Origin of the sequence: Snodgrassella sp. B3800, assembly GCF_026535865.1 — a bacterium.
Lineage (GTDB): Bacteria > Pseudomonadota > Gammaproteobacteria > Burkholderiales > Neisseriaceae > Snodgrassella > Snodgrassella alvi_E.
In genome coordinates this window covers 1-15,777 of sequence record NZ_JAFNPH010000005.1, presented here as the reverse complement: position 1 = coordinate 15,777, position 15,777 = coordinate 1, and the positions used below count along the sequence as shown (strand labels likewise).

Below are 15,777 nucleotides of genomic sequence, written 5' to 3'. Positions count from 1 at the left end.
GTTGTCAGGGTTCTTTTTCTTCTTTATCAACAGCGATATTAGTAAATTCTTTCAGCAGAGTACCCAGTTGCTGTAGTTTTTCCTGAGTAAAACGCTGCTCCAACACTTTATAACGGGCATCTACCGCTACACAGAAATCTTCATATAGTTTCTCGCCTACTGGCGTTAGCTTCAGAAACACCCTGCGCTGGTCGTTGGACGGTTTCAGGCGTACTACATAATTGAGCCTTTCCAGTCGTGTCAGGATACCGGTGAGGCTGGGGCGCAGAATGCATGCCTGTCTAGCCAGCTCCTGAAAGTCCATAATACCATTTTCTGCCAGTAAGCGGATAATACGCCATTGCTGATCTGTAATTCCGATATCGTTCAGCATGGGGCGGAAATGGGAAAGTAATGCTTCACGAGTCTGAATCAAAATGATGTTGAGGGATGAGTATTTAGATGTGTTTGCCATCTGTTTGCTCCAATCTTTCAGTATATCTAGTTCATATGGCGTATGAATAATGAACCAAGGTATAAGACATTGTTCAGGAATTTTACAGAAGATTATTATAAAATTGAATAATTATGTGTAAATCAAATACAAAATAAAGACATTGTAGTTGTTTAATGGATTGTTTAATAATTAAATATTCTGATTTTGAAATTATGCACTATTCACAACAGCTATGAAGAAGCCACCAGATTTACAGTATAAGCACATTGTGGCGGATACCTATTTATGCTAATTATGCTGCCGGACTGGTGGCTATCGTAAGAATATAAATAATTTAATTAACGATATTTTTGCAATTGTAAGTGGATTTTGGCCATTCTGTCCTGCAATTGCGCCAGCTCACTGCGGTCTTTTTCAACCAGATGTGCCGGTGCCTTATCGGTATAGCCAGGTTTGGCCAGTTTGGCAGCTATCTTGTCGATGTTTTTCTGAAGTTTTTCAGCTTCTTTTTGCAGGCGTGCTGTTTCAGCTGCTTTATCGACTTCCACTTTCAGCATGAGGCGTGCGCCCTGACACACTGCTACGGGAGCATCGTCACTTTCTGGCAGATGTGACACCTGTGTGGCTTCACTCAGACGTGCCATCAGTGGCAAATAGGGCAGTAACGTGCTTAAATCAGCAGCACTTTCAAGTAACAGTGGCACTTTCACACTCATCGCCAGCCCCATTTCGCCGCGTAGATTGCGAACGGAATTAACCAGTTCCTGCAAATAATGCATCTGGTCTACAGCTTCGCTGTTAATCAAGCTACTATCAGGTTGTGGCCAATCTGCCAGCATAATGCTGTCGGTGTTTTTAGCATTAGCCAATGGTGCGATGGTTTGCCATAGCTCTTCTGTAATAAACGGCATAATCGGATGCAATAAGCGCAATACTGTTTCCAGTACCCGTACCAGGGTGCGTCGTGTAGCACGCTGCTGTGCTTCGTCACCGCGCTGAAGTTGAGTTTTAGCTAACTCCACGTACCAGTCGCAGTATTCATTCCAGATAAATTCATATAAAGTCTGTGCCGCCATGTCGAAGCGATATGTATCTAGTTCCTCGCTAACGGCAGAAATGGTTTGTTGCAAACGAGTCAGCAACCATTTATCCACAAAACTGTAGCTTAACGGCAGACTTTCATCCTGTCCGCAGTCGTGGTTTTCAATATTCATTAGCACAAAGCGGCTGGCATTCCACAATTTATTGCAGAAATTGCGATAGCCTTCAGCGCGTTTGAAATCAAAGTTGATACTGCGGCCAAGACTAGCATAGCTTGCCATGGTAAAGCGCAGTGCGTCGGCACCAAATACCGGTATGCCGTCTGGAAACAGCTTTTGAGTCGCTTTAATGACCTGAGGTGCTTTTTCCGGCCGGCGTAAACCAGTCGTGCGTTTAATGAGCAGGTTTTCCAAATCGATACCATCAATCAAATCCACTGGATCAATGACATTGCCTTCGGATTTGGACATTTTCTTGCCTTCATTGTCGCGCACGATACCGTGAATATACACATCGTGAAACGGCACTTTACCGGTAAAGTGAGTAGTCATCATAATCATGCGTGCTACCCAGAAGAAAATGATTTCATAGCCGGTTACCAGCACCTGAGAGGGCAGGAACGCCTTTAATTCATGTGTGTCTTCCGGCCAGCCCAGCGTAGAGAAAGGCACCAGTGCCGAAGAAAACCATGTATCCAGCACATCTTCATCACGTGTTAATACCGCATCCGTACCGGCCTGTGCCTGTGCTTCGGCGGCATTGCGTGCCACATACACGTGGCCGTTCTGGTCATACCATGCCGGTATCTGATGTCCCCACCATAGTTGGCGTGAGATACACCAATCCTGAATGTTATTCATCCATTGGTTATAGGTGTTGACCCAGTTTTCTGGAATAAAGCGTATTTGTCCGCTTTCCACTGCATGAATACATTTTTCGGTTAAGGATTTGCCTTTAAATTCCGATTCTGGTTCTGGATGCGCTACATCGTTGTTGGCGCTACGCGTCATGGCCACAAACCATTGGTTGGTCAGCATCGGTTCAATCACACTGCCAGTGCGGTCACCCTTAGGCGTCATCAGTTTGTGTTCTTCAACCTTAAGAAGTAGACCTTCTGCTTCTAAGTCGGCCACCATTTGTTTGCGCGCAGCAAAGCGGTCCAGACCAGCATATTTAGCTGGCAGCTCGATACCAGCTTGTTCTTGTCCCTGAAAATCAAATACTTCAGCCTGAGGAAGGATTTTTGCTTCCAGACTGAGGACATTAATCAGTGCCGTCTGATGGCGTTTGCCTACTTCATAGTCATTGAAGTCGTGTGCTGGTGTGATTTTCACACAGCCGGTACCAAATTCTTTATCCACATATTTATCGGCAATCACTGGAATAGTACGGCCGGATAAAGGCAATATCAGTTGTTTCCCGATAAAACCAGCATAACGTTCATCGTCAGGATGGACGGCTACTGCTACATCACCGAGCAAGGTTTCTGGGCGGGTAGTGGCCACAATCAAGCCATTATCTGGATCATCAGCCAGTGGATAACGGATGTGCCACATATGGCCGTTTTCTTCGATATTTTCCACTTCCAAATCAGATACCGCAGTACCCAATACTGGATCCCAGTTCACCAGCCGTTTACCACGGTAAATCAGCCCCTGCTCAAACAGCCGTACAAATACTTCGGTCACGACTTTTGCACGCTCATCATCCATGGTGAAATATTCACGGCTCCAGTCTACCGAACATCCTACACGGCGCATTTGTTCGGCCATGGTGCCGCCGGAAAATTTTTTCCAGTCCCATATTTTGGCGATAAATGCTTCTCGACCCAACTCATGACGGGAAATATTTTCCACAGCCAGCTGTCGTTCCACCACTATTTGCGTTGCAATACCAGCATGGTCTGAGCCAGGAATCCAGCACACATTTTCACCTTTCATGCGGTGATAACGGGTGAGTCCATCCATAATGGTCTGGTTGAATGCATGCCCCATATGCAGCGTACCAGTTACGTTCGGCGGGGGGAGCTGAATAGAGAACGACGGTTTGCTTAAATCCATTGACGGGGCAAAATAGCCGCGTTCTTCCCATTGCTGATACAAGCGGGTTTCAATTTCACTGGGAGAATATTGGGTGTTTAACATGGTTAATGAGTAGCAAAAAATCAAAAAATAAGAGTCTGATTATAACCCATGCGTAGAAGCATGGTTTAAGACGATGCACTTTTATCAGATTGTGAACAGAAACAATTAGCTTCTAAATTTTAATAGAATAATATTTAGCCATATGCTTCGTTACTTCTATAAGCTTTTCTAACCAGGACAGTATGCCTTACAAGCCTATGCGCTGAATACAGGCTGGCCAGCACAATTAGAACAGCAAGCAAAAAAGGTATTTTAGTGTCAAAATATTTATCTGATGCTGACATCAAATAAAATATTAGCACAGCCTCAATAAGTTGTTTTTTATGGCATATGTGCCAGCATTAAGCCGACGTAGCTGGGAAGGAAATTAAGTTTGTGGTTAAAAATAAATTTTGTTGAACATTGTACCGGAAAAGGTGACATATTTTGGCTGAGAAGAGGTAGGAGCATATATCTGTGCATGTAGTTTATAGTATGTCGTGATTGTGGGCTCGTTGCCTTCTGGTACTGTTGATAACATATTATTTCTATTTTTTTTTGTCATTCTAGAGATAGTGGCAGAACTAAGTTGAAACCATGTTTATAGTTGTTTTAGTTTAAGAATGGTACAAGCAGTAATTAAATTAATTTCATTAATGTCTAAAGTATTACAGCTTAAGGTGTGAACATAAGGAGTAATATTTTGCTAATGTATTAATTGGCTTGTGAAGTAGCCATAGTGCAAATGGCTTAGAATAGATAAATTAAAATCTGGAAATAGCTAAAAACAAAAATTTATGTCTGAATCTAAGTATAAATAATTCCCGCTGAATAATAGTGATTTACAGGCTTATTCAGGGGAAAGTTTTTAAAGGGTGATTAAATAATGTGTCCGTTTATCTGAGGATAATCAACGGTAATAATCATGTCTGTTACTGCCATCGAAAGCAGCCTGATTTCAGGCAACATTTCCTAAAAGCTGCGGCCAGAACCGCACGGGCAACGGTCATTGCGCCCGAGCTTTTCATGCAGAACTTTATCGCCATGCACAATCCGCACCAGACCACGCTTTACACTGGTTTCAGACGGGTAGCCTTTGCGGCGTTTGCTGGTTGGCTCAAAAAAAGCCTTTATCATTAATTTTACGCATCATTGTACTCCTTATTTTATATCGAAGTAATCAAGACAAATTTAATTGCCATAATCATTTTAGACTAAATGCATAATAATGTGCAGTGTCAGATAAAAAAACTGCCTGAATTAAAATTCAGGCAGTGCGTGAGGAGGAGAAATTATTGCGGCATAATACCTTTCATGCCTTTAGCTAGACGCATTAGCTTGCCCATGCCGCCTTTGGTAAATGATTTCATCATTTTCTGCGATTGTTCAAACTGGCGAAGCATTTTATTCACTTCCTGCACACTGACACCGGAGCCATTGGCAATACGGCGTTTGCGGCTGGCCTTAATCAACTGAGGGTTGGCGCGCTCTTTGGCCGTCATCGAATTAATAATGGCCTCCACTCGACCCATGGCTTTTTCAGCGGTGCCTTCCGGCACTTGCTTGGCCATTTGTCCCATGTCACCTGGCAGTTTGGACATAATCGATTCAATACCGCCCATTTTGCGCATCTGCTGAATCTGTGCTTTAAAGTCATTCAGGTCAAAACCTTTGCCTTTGTGCAGCTTTTTTGCCATCTGCTGCGCGGTTTTTTCATCAATGCCTTTCTGCACGTCTTCAATCAAAGACAGTACATCACCCATCCCCAGAATGCGCGAGGCTAGGCGGTCAGGATAGAATGGTTCAAGACCATTGATTTTTTCGCCTACACCGATAAATTTAATCGGCTTACCTGTTACATGGCGTACCGACAGCGCCGCACCGCCACGGGCATCACCGTCCATTTTGGTTAACACTACACCAGTCAGGGGTAGGGTATCATTAAATGCCTGTGCCGTATTTACCGCGTCCTGACCCTGCATGGCATCAACCACAAACAAAGTTTCCACCGGATGAATTGCGGCATGAATCTGTTGGATTTCATCCATCATTTTCTGGTCGATAGCCAGCCGGCCGGCGGTATCCACCATCAGCACATCATAAAAATGCTTTTTAGCGTGATCCAATGCATTTAAGGCTATGTTTACTGGTTGTTCACCTTCGTGTGACGGAAAAAAGTCCACTTCAACCTGCTGAGCCAGTAATTTTAATTGCTCAATCGCAGCTGGCCGGTACACGTCTGCAGAAACTACCAGCACTTTTTTCTTCTGGTCATTTTTCAGCAAGCGTGCCAGCTTACCGACAGTGGTGGTTTTACCGGCCCCCTGTAAACCGGCCATCAAAATTACTGCCGGAGGCACTGCTGCCAGATTCAGACTACTGTTCTGTGTGCCCATCAGCTCGGTGAGCGCATCATTTACCACCCCGATAAATGCTTGTCCGGGTGTCAGGCTGCCAATGACTTCTTGGCCCACCGCACGTTCTTTTACTGAAGCCATAAATGTTTTTACAACTGGCAGGGCAACATCGGCTTCTAATAATGCCATGCGTACTTCACGCAAAGCATCTTTGATATTGTCTTCACTCAAACGCGCTTGTCCGCGCAGGGTTTTCGCAATTTTACTAAAGCGATCTGATAGATTATCTAACATCGGAACCATCTCCGGCTAATTGTAAGCAGCCTGTATCTGTCGGGTGAAAATTGCCAGTTTCTGGTCAATTCACACAGTAAATGGGTAGGATAAGAAGCAATTTGGTTATAAAATGGCAACCTGTTGTGATGCCTGCCCAGTTTCTGAGCAGGCATCACAATAAATAAATGCCTATTTTACACTACGCGCGCCAAATTTTGGCGCGCTATTGCTGCGGAAAAATCATGAGCTTATTGCTGCTGGTGCTTATTTTTGCCTATGCCGCACTTTCGGTGCTGGCCTGGCGGTGTTGGCAACGTCATACTGCTGTGCCCTATCCGTTGCGAGGTGAGCAGCTCTTGTTGCTGTCAGTATTGCTGCTGCATACTTTTACAGTATGGCAGCCAATGTTGCAGCAACGGGTACTGTTGGTGGGATTTGGTCACGCACTCAATCTGATTACCTGGTTAATGGTGCTGCTGTATTGGGTGGGTAGTTTTCGCTATCGTTTACAGGGATTGCAGCTGGCGCTGTTTCCTTGTTCGGCAGCGGTGCTGCTGTTGGCCTGGCTTCTGCCTGGTCAGCCTACCGCTTATCCCATGCATAATAGCGCATTCATGATACATGTTTTGTCGGCATTGTTGGCGTATGCCCTATTTGGCATCACCACATTGCTGGCGGTGCTGATGCTGGTGCGTAACCATTATCTGCATCGACGCAAAACAGTACCTCAGCAATCTTTTCTGCCGCCATTGCTGTCCATTGAGAAATTAATGTTTCAGGGTCTGCAAGCAGGATTTGTGCTGCTGACTATTGCGGCAGTTAGTGGCACGGTGTTTTCCGAGGCCGTGTTTGGCGAGCCGGCACGCTTAACCCATAAAACGGTGTTTGGCGTGCTGTCGTGGCTAATCTATTTGGTTATCCTGCTCCGACACCATACACAGGCTTGGCGCGGAAAAAAAGTGGCATGGTGGGTCATTGTGTCATTTGTCAGCCTAATGCTGGCTTATTTTGGCAGCAAGTTTGTGCTGGAAATTTTGTTTTAGTCTTTTTGTTTTAACTAGTAACACCCTGATTTGTAACCATAGGATATTTGAATGAGTGACTTACAATCGTCAGTTGACAGCCATAAGAAGAGCGCAGCTGAACAACGTTTAGCCACACCTGAAGGACGACGGGAATTTATTAAGGCAACACTTTCCTGCTGGCTTGGTACCACCATGGAATATGTGGATTTTGCTTTATACGGCCTCGCCGCAGGCCTAGTATTTGGAGATGTGTTTTTTCCAGAATTAACCCAGACAATTGCTTTGCTTTCAAGTTTTGCCACTTATTCAGTAGGCTTTATTGCACGCCCAATTGGTGCCGTTTTCTTCGGGCGCATGGGTGACCGCAAAGGAAGAAAATTTGTACTGGTCACCACCATCGCTCTGATGGGCATTTCCACCACTCTGATTGGTTTTATTCCCAGCTATGCCACTATCGGCCTATGGGCACCTCTGATGCTGGTGATATTGCGTTTTGTGCAAGGCTTTGGTGCCGGTGCCGAGCTTTCTGGTGCTACAGTTATGCTCGGAGAATATGCTCCGCCCAGACACCGCGGCCTGATTGCTTCTATTATTGGCATTGGTTCCAACAGTGGCACATTGGTGGCGTCTGCGGTATGGTTATTGGTGTTAATGCTTGATCCAGAAGATGTGAATAGCTGGGGCTGGCGTATTCCGTTTATTCTCAGTGCCCTGATTGCGGTTGCTGCCACACTTATCCGCCGCCATGTACGCGAAACACCCGTATTTGAGCAGGAACAGAACGAATCAAAACAATCTGATTCACAAACTACTAATGCCAAACCGGCACCAGCTGCCAAAACTTCATTCCTGGCACGTAATAAAGCATTTTTTGTGATGCTGGGCTTGCGAATCGGCGAAAATGGCCCATCTTACCTCGCGCAAGGATTCGTAATCGGCTATGTAGTTAAAATACTGCATGTGAATAAAACTGTGGCTACCACTGCGGTATTTGTCGCCTCATTGCTAGGATTCTTTGTGATTCCTTTTGCTGGTTGGTTGTCTGACCGCTACGGACGCCGTATCGTTTATCGCTGGTTCTGCTTTCTGCTGATGCTGTATGCCGTGCCAGCTTATATGTTTTTGGAAACGCGGGATCCTTTTATCGTAGCTAGCATTATTGTTGTGGGTATGTGTCTGGCTTCATTGGGTATTTTTGGTGTGCAGGCAGCCTATGGCGTAGAATTGTTTGGCGTGCGCAACCGCTATTCCAAAATGGCATTGGCCAAAGAACTGGGTGGCATTCTATCTGGCGGTACCGCAGCCTTAGTTGCTTCAGCCTTGTTTGATCATTATAAAACTTGGTGGCCGATTGCCATATACTTTGTTTTAATGGCTGGTATTGGCTTTATCACTACATTCTTCGCTCCTGAAACTCGTGGTCGCGATCTGAATGCAGTGGAAGACGCCATTTAGAGCTTATACAATCTGATTGAAACATCTATAACGGAGTCAGAGCTACTGACTCCGTTGCAATTGAGGCATAGGTAATCCTTATGAAGCGCATCGTGATTGACTGTGATCCGGGTAATGGCATTGCAGGCGCAAATGTAGATGATGGTCTGGCATTGGCACTGGCACTGGCTGCAGACTCAATCAAACTCGAACTCATTACCATCGTAGCCGGTAATACTCCGCGCGACACCGGCTATCAGGTCGCTCGCCAACTGATGCGGGAACTAAATCAGAGTATTCCTGTCGTTAAAGGTGCCGCACAGGCACTGATAGAGCCTGCTGCTCCTTGGCGCGAACAGCTGGATAATAATGTACGTAAACAAGGATTGCTGTCACTGTGGGATAGTTTACCTCCGGTACTGCCACTCAATGATAACAGTGCACCACATGCAGCACAGGCGATTGGCGAGCTAGTGTGCAGCAATCCTGGTGAAATTACTGTGGTGGCAATCGGTCCGTTAACCAATATCGCTCACACAATTCAGCTTTATCCCGATTTTGCTCGTTCTGTGGCCGAAATTGTTATCATGGGTGGTGTTTTTAAAGTAGAAGGCTATTTGAAAGATACCAATTTTGCCGTTGATCCTGAAGCCGCCAAAATTGTGATTGAAAGTGGAGCCAATATCACCCTGGCACCACTGGATGCCACCACACAGACTATGCTCACACATCAGGATCTGGATAGGCTAGAAAAATTTGCTAATCCGCTTACTAACTTTATCGTCCGCACCTCACGTCCGTGGATGGACTATTCCATTCAAACTCGCCATCTGGCTGGTTGCTGGATTCACGACGTATTATGCGTTGCTAAACTGATAGACAGTAATGTTGCTACCTCGTCACCTTATATTGTAGATGTATCCACCACCCGCGACTGTACTCGTGCCAGCAGCCGGCGCTGGAAAGAAGGCACACTGCGACTCACTGTAGGCATGCCTGAAGTGAAACATAGTCCAATCAATGTAATGGAACACGTCGATAACCAGCGTTTACTGGAGATAATTTTCAACGCATTGGGTCAGTTCCACTGCTGAAAAGCAAAGACAAGCCATACCAGTAGCTTAAAATTTTCATAAAGTCATTAATCACAATAAATCGGTTCTAATTAACCTGCCGTTGCCAGAACGCTAAATTGCAGTACAGATATTGCAATTGTTTAAGCGTATCGTTAGGATAAACGCGTAATACAAGAGAAATCAGCAGGTATTTATTGTGAACGTAATCATTACACATTATTCTTTTCCTGTTTTGTTGCGACACAAAACAGGAGAGTAGTATGTTAACCAAAATCAGCCAGAAGCTGCCTGAGTTATCAGCGGCTGAAAAACGCGTAGCCGAATGCGTACTGGCACAAACCAAATGGTTTGTGCATGCAGCCGTGGCTAATATTGCTAAAGAAGCACGTGTCAGCCAGCCTACCGTCATCCGTTTTTGCCGCAGCATGGGTTACAGCGGTCTACCCGAATTCAAGCTTAATCTCTCTGCTAGCATTGGCCACGAAGGCATGCCTTATGTGCATGAAGAACTCAACAGCACTGATTCCATGCAGGATGTGCTGAACAAGGTTATTGCCAATACGGCTGCTACTGTGCTCGGCAGCCGCAAATCTCTGAACGCTTCCGAACTGGATACCGCTGTCAGAATGATGGCTACAGCACGGCGCATCGAATTTTATGGTGCTGGCAATTCCGGTATCGTGGCTATGGATGCACAGCACAAATTGTTTCGCTTTGGTCTTTCCACCGTGGCGTATACCGACAGTCATGTACAACTGATGGCAGCTGCGGTATTGTCACCGCAGGATGTGCTGGTGGTGATTTCCCATTCCGGTTCTTCACGTGATTTATTAGACGCCATTAAAATTGCCAAAGGCAATGGTGCCCGAATTATCGGCCTTACCCGTGCCGGTTCACCGGTAGCGCAGGTCTGCGACTGCGTTATAAGCGTGGTTACTCCTGAAGACAGTGAAAAATACACTCCCATGATTTCACGCCTGTTGCAGCTAATGGTTATCGACATGCTCACCATCGGGCTGGCATTACATCTGGGTGAGAACGTTAGTGAAATGCTGGCCAAAACCAAAGCCGGCGTTAAGCTGAAATTTCTGCAACACTGATGACAATACTGGCATAAGTACCCGTCTGATTTATCTGAAGCATTACAACAATTAACCGAATTGAAGCAGCTTCAGGTATGATTCAACCTCAAAATCTTTGGTAATCCTGCTATTCAAACCGAAACTAAACTGGCTGCACGATACAGCCACTTGGATTATAGCCGGATTAAAAACTTAAATTGGTCGCCATGGAATAAGCGCAAGTGAGTAATAAAACCCGACAAATCAAACGTCAAGCCGAACAACAATCTGCCAAAAAAAACACTACTGCAACAGCCGCTGAGCAAAAACGAGGTTCTGCTGTACTGGTAGGCATAGTAGGTGCCTGTCTGCTGGCTGGTGGTCTTTATATTGGGGGCTGGTTTAATCTGGTAACACCAGCACAAATTCAGCGGTGCGAAACTGAAGTGAGACAAACTTATCCACAGTTAGCTGATCAGCAGGCTTTGCTGCCCAAATGTAATAACCGCCATATGATTGAAGGTATGAGTAGTCCGGCTAGCCAGAAACTGAGTGCCAAACAAGTATTAGACAGTCTGGACGTAGGCAAAACTGTTGATCTGGTTTCTATGTTTATCGGAGGTGCGCTGATTGGAGCCGCCATCGCCGCCTTTGCTGCCAGCTACCGCATTTTTCAGCGCAAGCGTGGCAAAAGCGTTGACTGACACAGCTTAATTTATTTCAATCCAGCATGTAAATTCTTACTGAGCTAAATAAATACTGTATCATTAACCATTATTTACCAATTATTCTAAAATGCAGACATGAGTAAAAAACTTATCCGAACATGGTTTACCGCTGTAGTTTTCCTGTTGTTCAGCCTGAATGCCTATGCACAGAAACCTTTTCATCTGCAAAACGGCGACCTGATATTTATAGAAGAATGTGATGGCGGTATGAATAGCGCCATCAAAGCGGCTACAAGTGGGCTTGATGGCTATAACTTTACCCATGTTGGCATCGTCTGGCAGAAAAAAAATGGTCAGAATAGCATCATTGAGGCCACTCCGCCTAAAGTCAGAATTACACCAGTGCAAACCTATTTGCATCCGAAAAATCAACAATGTGTACCGCGTGCTGTGGTTGGCCGCCTTAAAGCCCAATATCAGCCTTTGATACCAGCTGCCATTACATCGGCCAGACAGAAAGTGGGCAAACCGTACGATAATGCCTTTAATATTCACAACGACCAATATTACTGCTCCGAATTAATCTATCAGATTTTCAAAGAAGCCAATCATGGTAAAGAAGTATTTCCATTGCGCGCCATGACCTTCAAATCTAAGGAGACCGGCGAATTTCCAGTTTACTGGGTAGAACATTTCAAAAAAATGGGTATTCCTATTCCTGAAGGAGAACAAGGAAACAACCCCGGAGATATGTCTCGTTCAGATTTAATTGACATTGTGCATTTTTATCAGTAATTAACGTATAAAACAGGACTTCTTTATTCTGCCTATCTGGCAAATTGGATAAAAAGTCCTGATATAAAAGCAGCTATTTATATTGTAATCATTAACTCACTGTATTCTATTTAGTCCGTTTAAATAAAACACAGCTCTTGCTTTTAAAAAATCCAGTAGAGAAAAAATGTAATCTCTCTAATCAATTTAAGAGAGATTTGTTTTCCAATTGATGAAAATAATTATTAATTTATATGATATTGTCTCGGATTTTCCGATATTAGATAATCGATAAAGTGGAAATAAATTTTGCAACAGTTTCTTAGGCTAAATAACGGCTAAAACTTGCCAAATAGAAGCTATGGGTATTAGTTTTGAATGAAGGCAAATCGAGAGCTAAATCATAGCTTACTATCAGTATCATTACTGACTTGGTGCTAAATATTTTGTTTTGACCCAAATAATAAAAATAGTTAATTAGTCATTCAAAAAATAAACTAAAAATTTTTCGCCGCATGAGCAAGGAGCTTGGGCTAACCTAATACCAGTTTTACTGGCATAGCAACGCTGTTGAGCCTCAAGCATTTTAAGCTATTTTTTTATTATTTCACTGTTGAATATACTTAGATTATTATTGAATAAGCTTACATTTCTCAATTATAATGTTGCTTTCATTATTATCTGTAAAGATATGCTATTTACTGTTCTGAAATCGGTTTTTGGCGTGAATAAAAATATATTCTGTCTCTAATTTATTGTGTTAAATCGGAATTTTTGATAAGTGTCTACAGCTAGCGTACCCTCACCAGTACAGGAAATCAAAAGGGGGCTTATTACCGCTCTGCCTCTTATGCTCAGCTTTATTCCATTCGCAATGGTATTGGGCGCACAGGCTATCCAGAAGGGCATGAGCACAGGCGAAATATCTCTGCTTACTGCTCTGAACTTTGCTGGTGGTTCTGAATTCGTTGCCGTAAATTTATGGACATCCCCGCCGCATCTGCTCCTCATTGCTCTGATGACTTTACTCGTCAATAGCCGTCATATTCTTATGAGTGCAGCACTTACCCCTTACCTAAGCGCATTGAGTAAACGTAAAGTACTTGCCTCCCTCTTTTTTATGTGTGATGAAAGCTGGGCACTGACATTTACCGATATTAGAAAATCTCCAGCGCAGACATTCAGTTATTACTTTTTTCTGGGTAGTGGCGTTGGTCTGTATCTGTCCTGGGTGGGTTTCACTACTTTAGGTGCTCTGATAGGACCGCTTATTGGCGATGTTTCCCATTATGGTTTTGATATGGCCTTTGTAGCCGTCTTTCTGGTGTTAATCAAGGGTATGTGGAAAGGGATTAAAGCTGCTATCCCATGGATAGTAAGTTTGTTAGTAGCCATTGTTACTTACAATTTGCTGCCAGGTGCTTGGTATGTGTTGCTGGGTACACTGGCAGGTCTGGCACTGGCATTTATTATGGCGGCGTATGATTGATTTATCGGCTTTCTTTACCATTCTTGCCATGGCGGTGGTAACTTACATAACAAGGATCAGTGGCTATCTGTTACTACGTAGACGTAAACTTAGTCCTCGTCTCACTCGCGTACTGGAATCCATTCCTGGATGCGTACTGATCGCGGTAATTGCGCCGGCTTTTGCTACTACACAGCCAGCCAATCTATTAGCAGTAATCATCACCCTGCTGCTGGCGTGGCGATTTTCTCTATTACCCACCGTTATTCTAAGTGTCGGCATTACTGCTGTATTGCGCCATTTAATGCTTTATTAAATGAGACCGTTTCATCCAATAATCACCCTATATTGGATGAAATTATATTTCTATAAATAAAAAATAATGTAAAAACAGTTTGTTTATTCATATCATTCAGTTGCACCAATCAGCATAAATAAATCAATTCCTGATAAGAAATGCTGAGTAACCAGCACTTAAAAACACTGTTTTCCAGGCAAATTAATATTGTTTTTAATTGCTATTTATTGTTTTATAAGTAATAAAATTATTTTTTACCATCATTTAAATTAAAATTGTATTCGCCGAGAGGGGTGGGAATACTGTTTTTTTTCCGTTAACATGGTAATAGATGTTGTTTCGCAATTCATAATTTAATTACAGAATGATAAAGGAACTAAAATGAGCAATGCATTGATTGAAGCCATTGAGAAACGTCGTACCCAGTATGCACTTGGCAAGAATATTACTCAGGAGCAGGAAGAAATCACAGCACTGATAGAACAAGCTGTAAAGCTGTCACCATCTGCTTTTAATTCACAAAGTTCACGCGTTGTGGTTCTATTTAATCAGCAAAGTGAAAAGTTTTGGCATATCGTTATGAATGAGTTGCGTGCCATCGTACCTGCCAACAAATTTGCGCCTACTGAAGCCAAAATCAATGGCTTTGCCGCAGGTATTGGTACCATATTGTTTTACGAAGATCTGCAAACCATTGCCGGCCTGCAACAGCAATATCCGAGTTATGCTGAGCAGTTTCCGATTTGGTCAGAGCAGGGAAGCGGTATAGCTCAGTTTGCGGTATGGACAGCACTGGCCAATGCCGGAATCGGAGCCAGCCTGCAACATTATAACCCGTTGCCAGATGCAGCTGCCGCCAAAGAATGGCAGATACCCGATAGTTGGAAACTACGCGCAATGATGCCTTTCGGTTCCAATGAAGCACCTTTCCCTGAGAAAACCTTTATAGACGATACCGAACGCTTCAAAGTTTTTTATTAAATGAAATGCTAAATATTTGCCGTGAATGAAAAGAGAAATTATCCGGTCGGATTGATTATCAATCCGGCTTTCTTTTAATGAGTGACAGAGATGCAATATCTTATTTAATTATTCAGAAAAATAGCTTAACCTTCTCAAAAAATGCGATAAGCAGCAAAATATGTGTAATTTATTTCAAAATATTGATTCTAAACAAAAATATTATTTTTTACTAATTAAAAACCTTTAATTTATATTGGTATTTATATTATTTAAATAAAAATACCAAATAAATACATAAAATAGCAATTTATCATTAATAAGTATTGATAATCGCAATAAAATGCTAATATAGAGTTTATTAATTTTTAATGTATACTGATTTAGGAATATATTCAATATCAGTAATTTTATTTTGTATTTATTTTAAAATCAATTAGATATATTATAATAATGATTTTTTTTGTACCTAAATTTCTTAAAATATAAACACTATTTTTCTTGATATGATGTTCCATTTTATTATCTGATAATAATCAACTCAGTTGTAATTATCGCAATCTAACTTTAGAATTAACCAACTTTAACATTCAATAAGCATTAAATGAAATGCGTTTAAAAAAAATTGTCGTGCTGGTATGGCTGCTGAGCAATGGAATGGCAACTGCTTACGCCTCGCCGGTATCAGAAGTAGTTTCCCAGCTAGACCGTCAGCAGCAACAGCAAATCATTCGCGAACAGCAGCGTCAGCAGCAGTTTCAGCAGCAAATGCAGCCCGAA

The 15,777-nt window shown here is 43.1% G+C and carries 13 protein-coding genes; 9 read left to right on the top strand and 4 right to left on the bottom strand.

The annotated features are described in order from the left end of the window. Positions 1-4: 4 nt before the first annotated feature. The 4 genes from hpaR to ffh all read right to left on the bottom strand — a co-directional run bounded on the left by hpaR (position 5) and on the right by ffh (position 6,251). Positions 5-454: a homoprotocatechuate degradation operon regulator HpaR gene (gene hpaR, locus J3U64_RS08040; RefSeq protein ID WP_100140701.1), complete on the bottom strand. Its 450-nt coding sequence runs from the start codon at positions 452-454 to the stop codon at positions 5-7. Positions 455-774: 320 nt separating this feature from the next. Further along, positions 775-3,621 carry a valine--tRNA ligase gene (locus tag J3U64_RS08035; RefSeq protein WP_267408864.1) on the bottom strand — a complete coding sequence of 949 codons (2,847 nt, stop codon included), beginning with the start codon at positions 3,619-3,621 and terminating at the stop codon, positions 775-777. A gap of 951 nt (positions 3,622-4,572) precedes the next feature. Next, positions 4,573-4,737 carry an SEC-C metal-binding domain-containing protein gene (locus tag J3U64_RS08030; protein WP_100140699.1) on the bottom strand — a complete coding sequence of 55 codons (165 nt, stop codon included), beginning with the start codon at positions 4,735-4,737 and terminating at the stop codon, positions 4,573-4,575. 155 nt (positions 4,738-4,892) lie between these two features. Next, positions 4,893-6,251: a signal recognition particle protein gene (ffh, locus tag J3U64_RS08025; protein WP_100151858.1), complete on the bottom strand. Its 1,359-nt coding sequence runs from the start codon at positions 6,249-6,251 to the stop codon at positions 4,893-4,895. A gap of 224 nt (positions 6,252-6,475) precedes the next feature. Here ffh and J3U64_RS08020 point away from each other — a divergent pair, with 224 nt between their 5' ends. From J3U64_RS08020 to J3U64_RS07980, 9 genes are all read left to right on the top strand, one after another. Beyond that, positions 6,476-7,276, top strand: coding sequence for a cytochrome C assembly family protein (locus J3U64_RS08020; RefSeq protein ID WP_100140783.1), 801 nt, complete (start codon positions 6,476-6,478; stop codon positions 7,274-7,276). 51 nt (positions 7,277-7,327) lie between these two features. Further along, positions 7,328-8,713: an MFS transporter gene (locus J3U64_RS08015; RefSeq protein ID WP_100156567.1), complete on the top strand. Its 1,386-nt coding sequence runs from the start codon at positions 7,328-7,330 to the stop codon at positions 8,711-8,713. A gap of 80 nt (positions 8,714-8,793) precedes the next feature. After that, on the top strand, positions 8,794-9,786 hold the full coding sequence (locus tag J3U64_RS08010; protein WP_267408863.1) for a nucleoside hydrolase: 993 nt from the start codon (positions 8,794-8,796) through the stop codon (positions 9,784-9,786). Positions 9,787-10,028: 242 nt separating this feature from the next. Beyond that, positions 10,029-10,868 (top strand): MurR/RpiR family transcriptional regulator, encoded by an 840-nt coding sequence (locus tag J3U64_RS08005; protein WP_100140695.1) that lies wholly within the window; start codon positions 10,029-10,031, stop codon positions 10,866-10,868. Between the two features lie 203 nt (positions 10,869-11,071). Beyond that, entirely contained in the window at positions 11,072-11,533 is a 462-nt protein-coding gene (locus J3U64_RS08000) for a hypothetical protein (RefSeq protein ID WP_267391604.1), read from the top strand. A 99-nt stretch (positions 11,534-11,632) separates the two neighbouring features. After that, entirely contained in the window at positions 11,633-12,292 is a 660-nt protein-coding gene (locus tag J3U64_RS07995) for a YiiX/YebB-like N1pC/P60 family cysteine hydrolase (RefSeq protein WP_267391606.1), read from the top strand. Positions 12,293-13,121: 829 nt separating this feature from the next. Next, positions 13,122-13,760, top strand: a complete 639-nt coding sequence (locus tag J3U64_RS07990; protein WP_416384992.1) for an AzlC family ABC transporter permease — start codon at positions 13,122-13,124, stop codon at positions 13,758-13,760. Then, a complete protein-coding gene (locus J3U64_RS07985) occupies positions 13,753-14,055 on the top strand; it encodes an AzlD family protein (RefSeq protein ID WP_267408861.1) in 303 nt (100 codons plus the stop codon). The genes J3U64_RS07990 and J3U64_RS07985 overlap by 8 nt, the downstream gene beginning before the upstream one ends. A gap of 363 nt (positions 14,056-14,418) precedes the next feature. Then, the gene (locus tag J3U64_RS07980; RefSeq protein WP_267408860.1) at positions 14,419-15,018 is read left to right on the top strand and encodes a nitroreductase family protein; all 600 of its coding nucleotides are present in this window, start codon (positions 14,419-14,421) and stop codon (positions 15,016-15,018) included. Positions 15,019-15,777 lie beyond the last annotated feature (759 nt).

Coding starts and splice junctions, on each gene's coding strand:
- hpaR (WP_100140701.1), bottom strand. CDS start 454: ATGGCAAACACATCTAAATACTCATCCCTCAACATCATTTTGATTCAG.
- J3U64_RS08035 (WP_267408864.1), bottom strand. CDS start 3,621: ATGTTAAACACCCAATATTCTCCCAGTGAAATTGAAACCCGCTTGTAT.
- J3U64_RS08030 (WP_100140699.1), bottom strand. CDS start 4,737: ATGATAAAGGCTTTTTTTGAGCCAACCAGCAAACGCCGCAAAGGCTAC.
- ffh (WP_100151858.1), bottom strand. CDS start 6,251: ATGTTAGATAATCTATCAGATCGCTTTAGTAAAATTGCGAAAACCCTG.
- J3U64_RS08020 (WP_100140783.1), top strand. CDS start 6,476: ATGAGCTTATTGCTGCTGGTGCTTATTTTTGCCTATGCCGCACTTTCG.
- J3U64_RS08015 (WP_100156567.1), top strand. CDS start 7,328: ATGAGTGACTTACAATCGTCAGTTGACAGCCATAAGAAGAGCGCAGCT.
- J3U64_RS08010 (WP_267408863.1), top strand. CDS start 8,794: ATGAAGCGCATCGTGATTGACTGTGATCCGGGTAATGGCATTGCAGGC.
- J3U64_RS08005 (WP_100140695.1), top strand. CDS start 10,029: ATGTTAACCAAAATCAGCCAGAAGCTGCCTGAGTTATCAGCGGCTGAA.
- J3U64_RS07995 (WP_267391606.1), top strand. CDS start 11,633: ATGAGTAAAAAACTTATCCGAACATGGTTTACCGCTGTAGTTTTCCTG.
- J3U64_RS07990 (WP_416384992.1), top strand. CDS start 13,122: ATGCTCAGCTTTATTCCATTCGCAATGGTATTGGGCGCACAGGCTATC.
- J3U64_RS07985 (WP_267408861.1), top strand. CDS start 13,753: ATGATTGATTTATCGGCTTTCTTTACCATTCTTGCCATGGCGGTGGTA.
- J3U64_RS07980 (WP_267408860.1), top strand. CDS start 14,419: ATGAGCAATGCATTGATTGAAGCCATTGAGAAACGTCGTACCCAGTAT.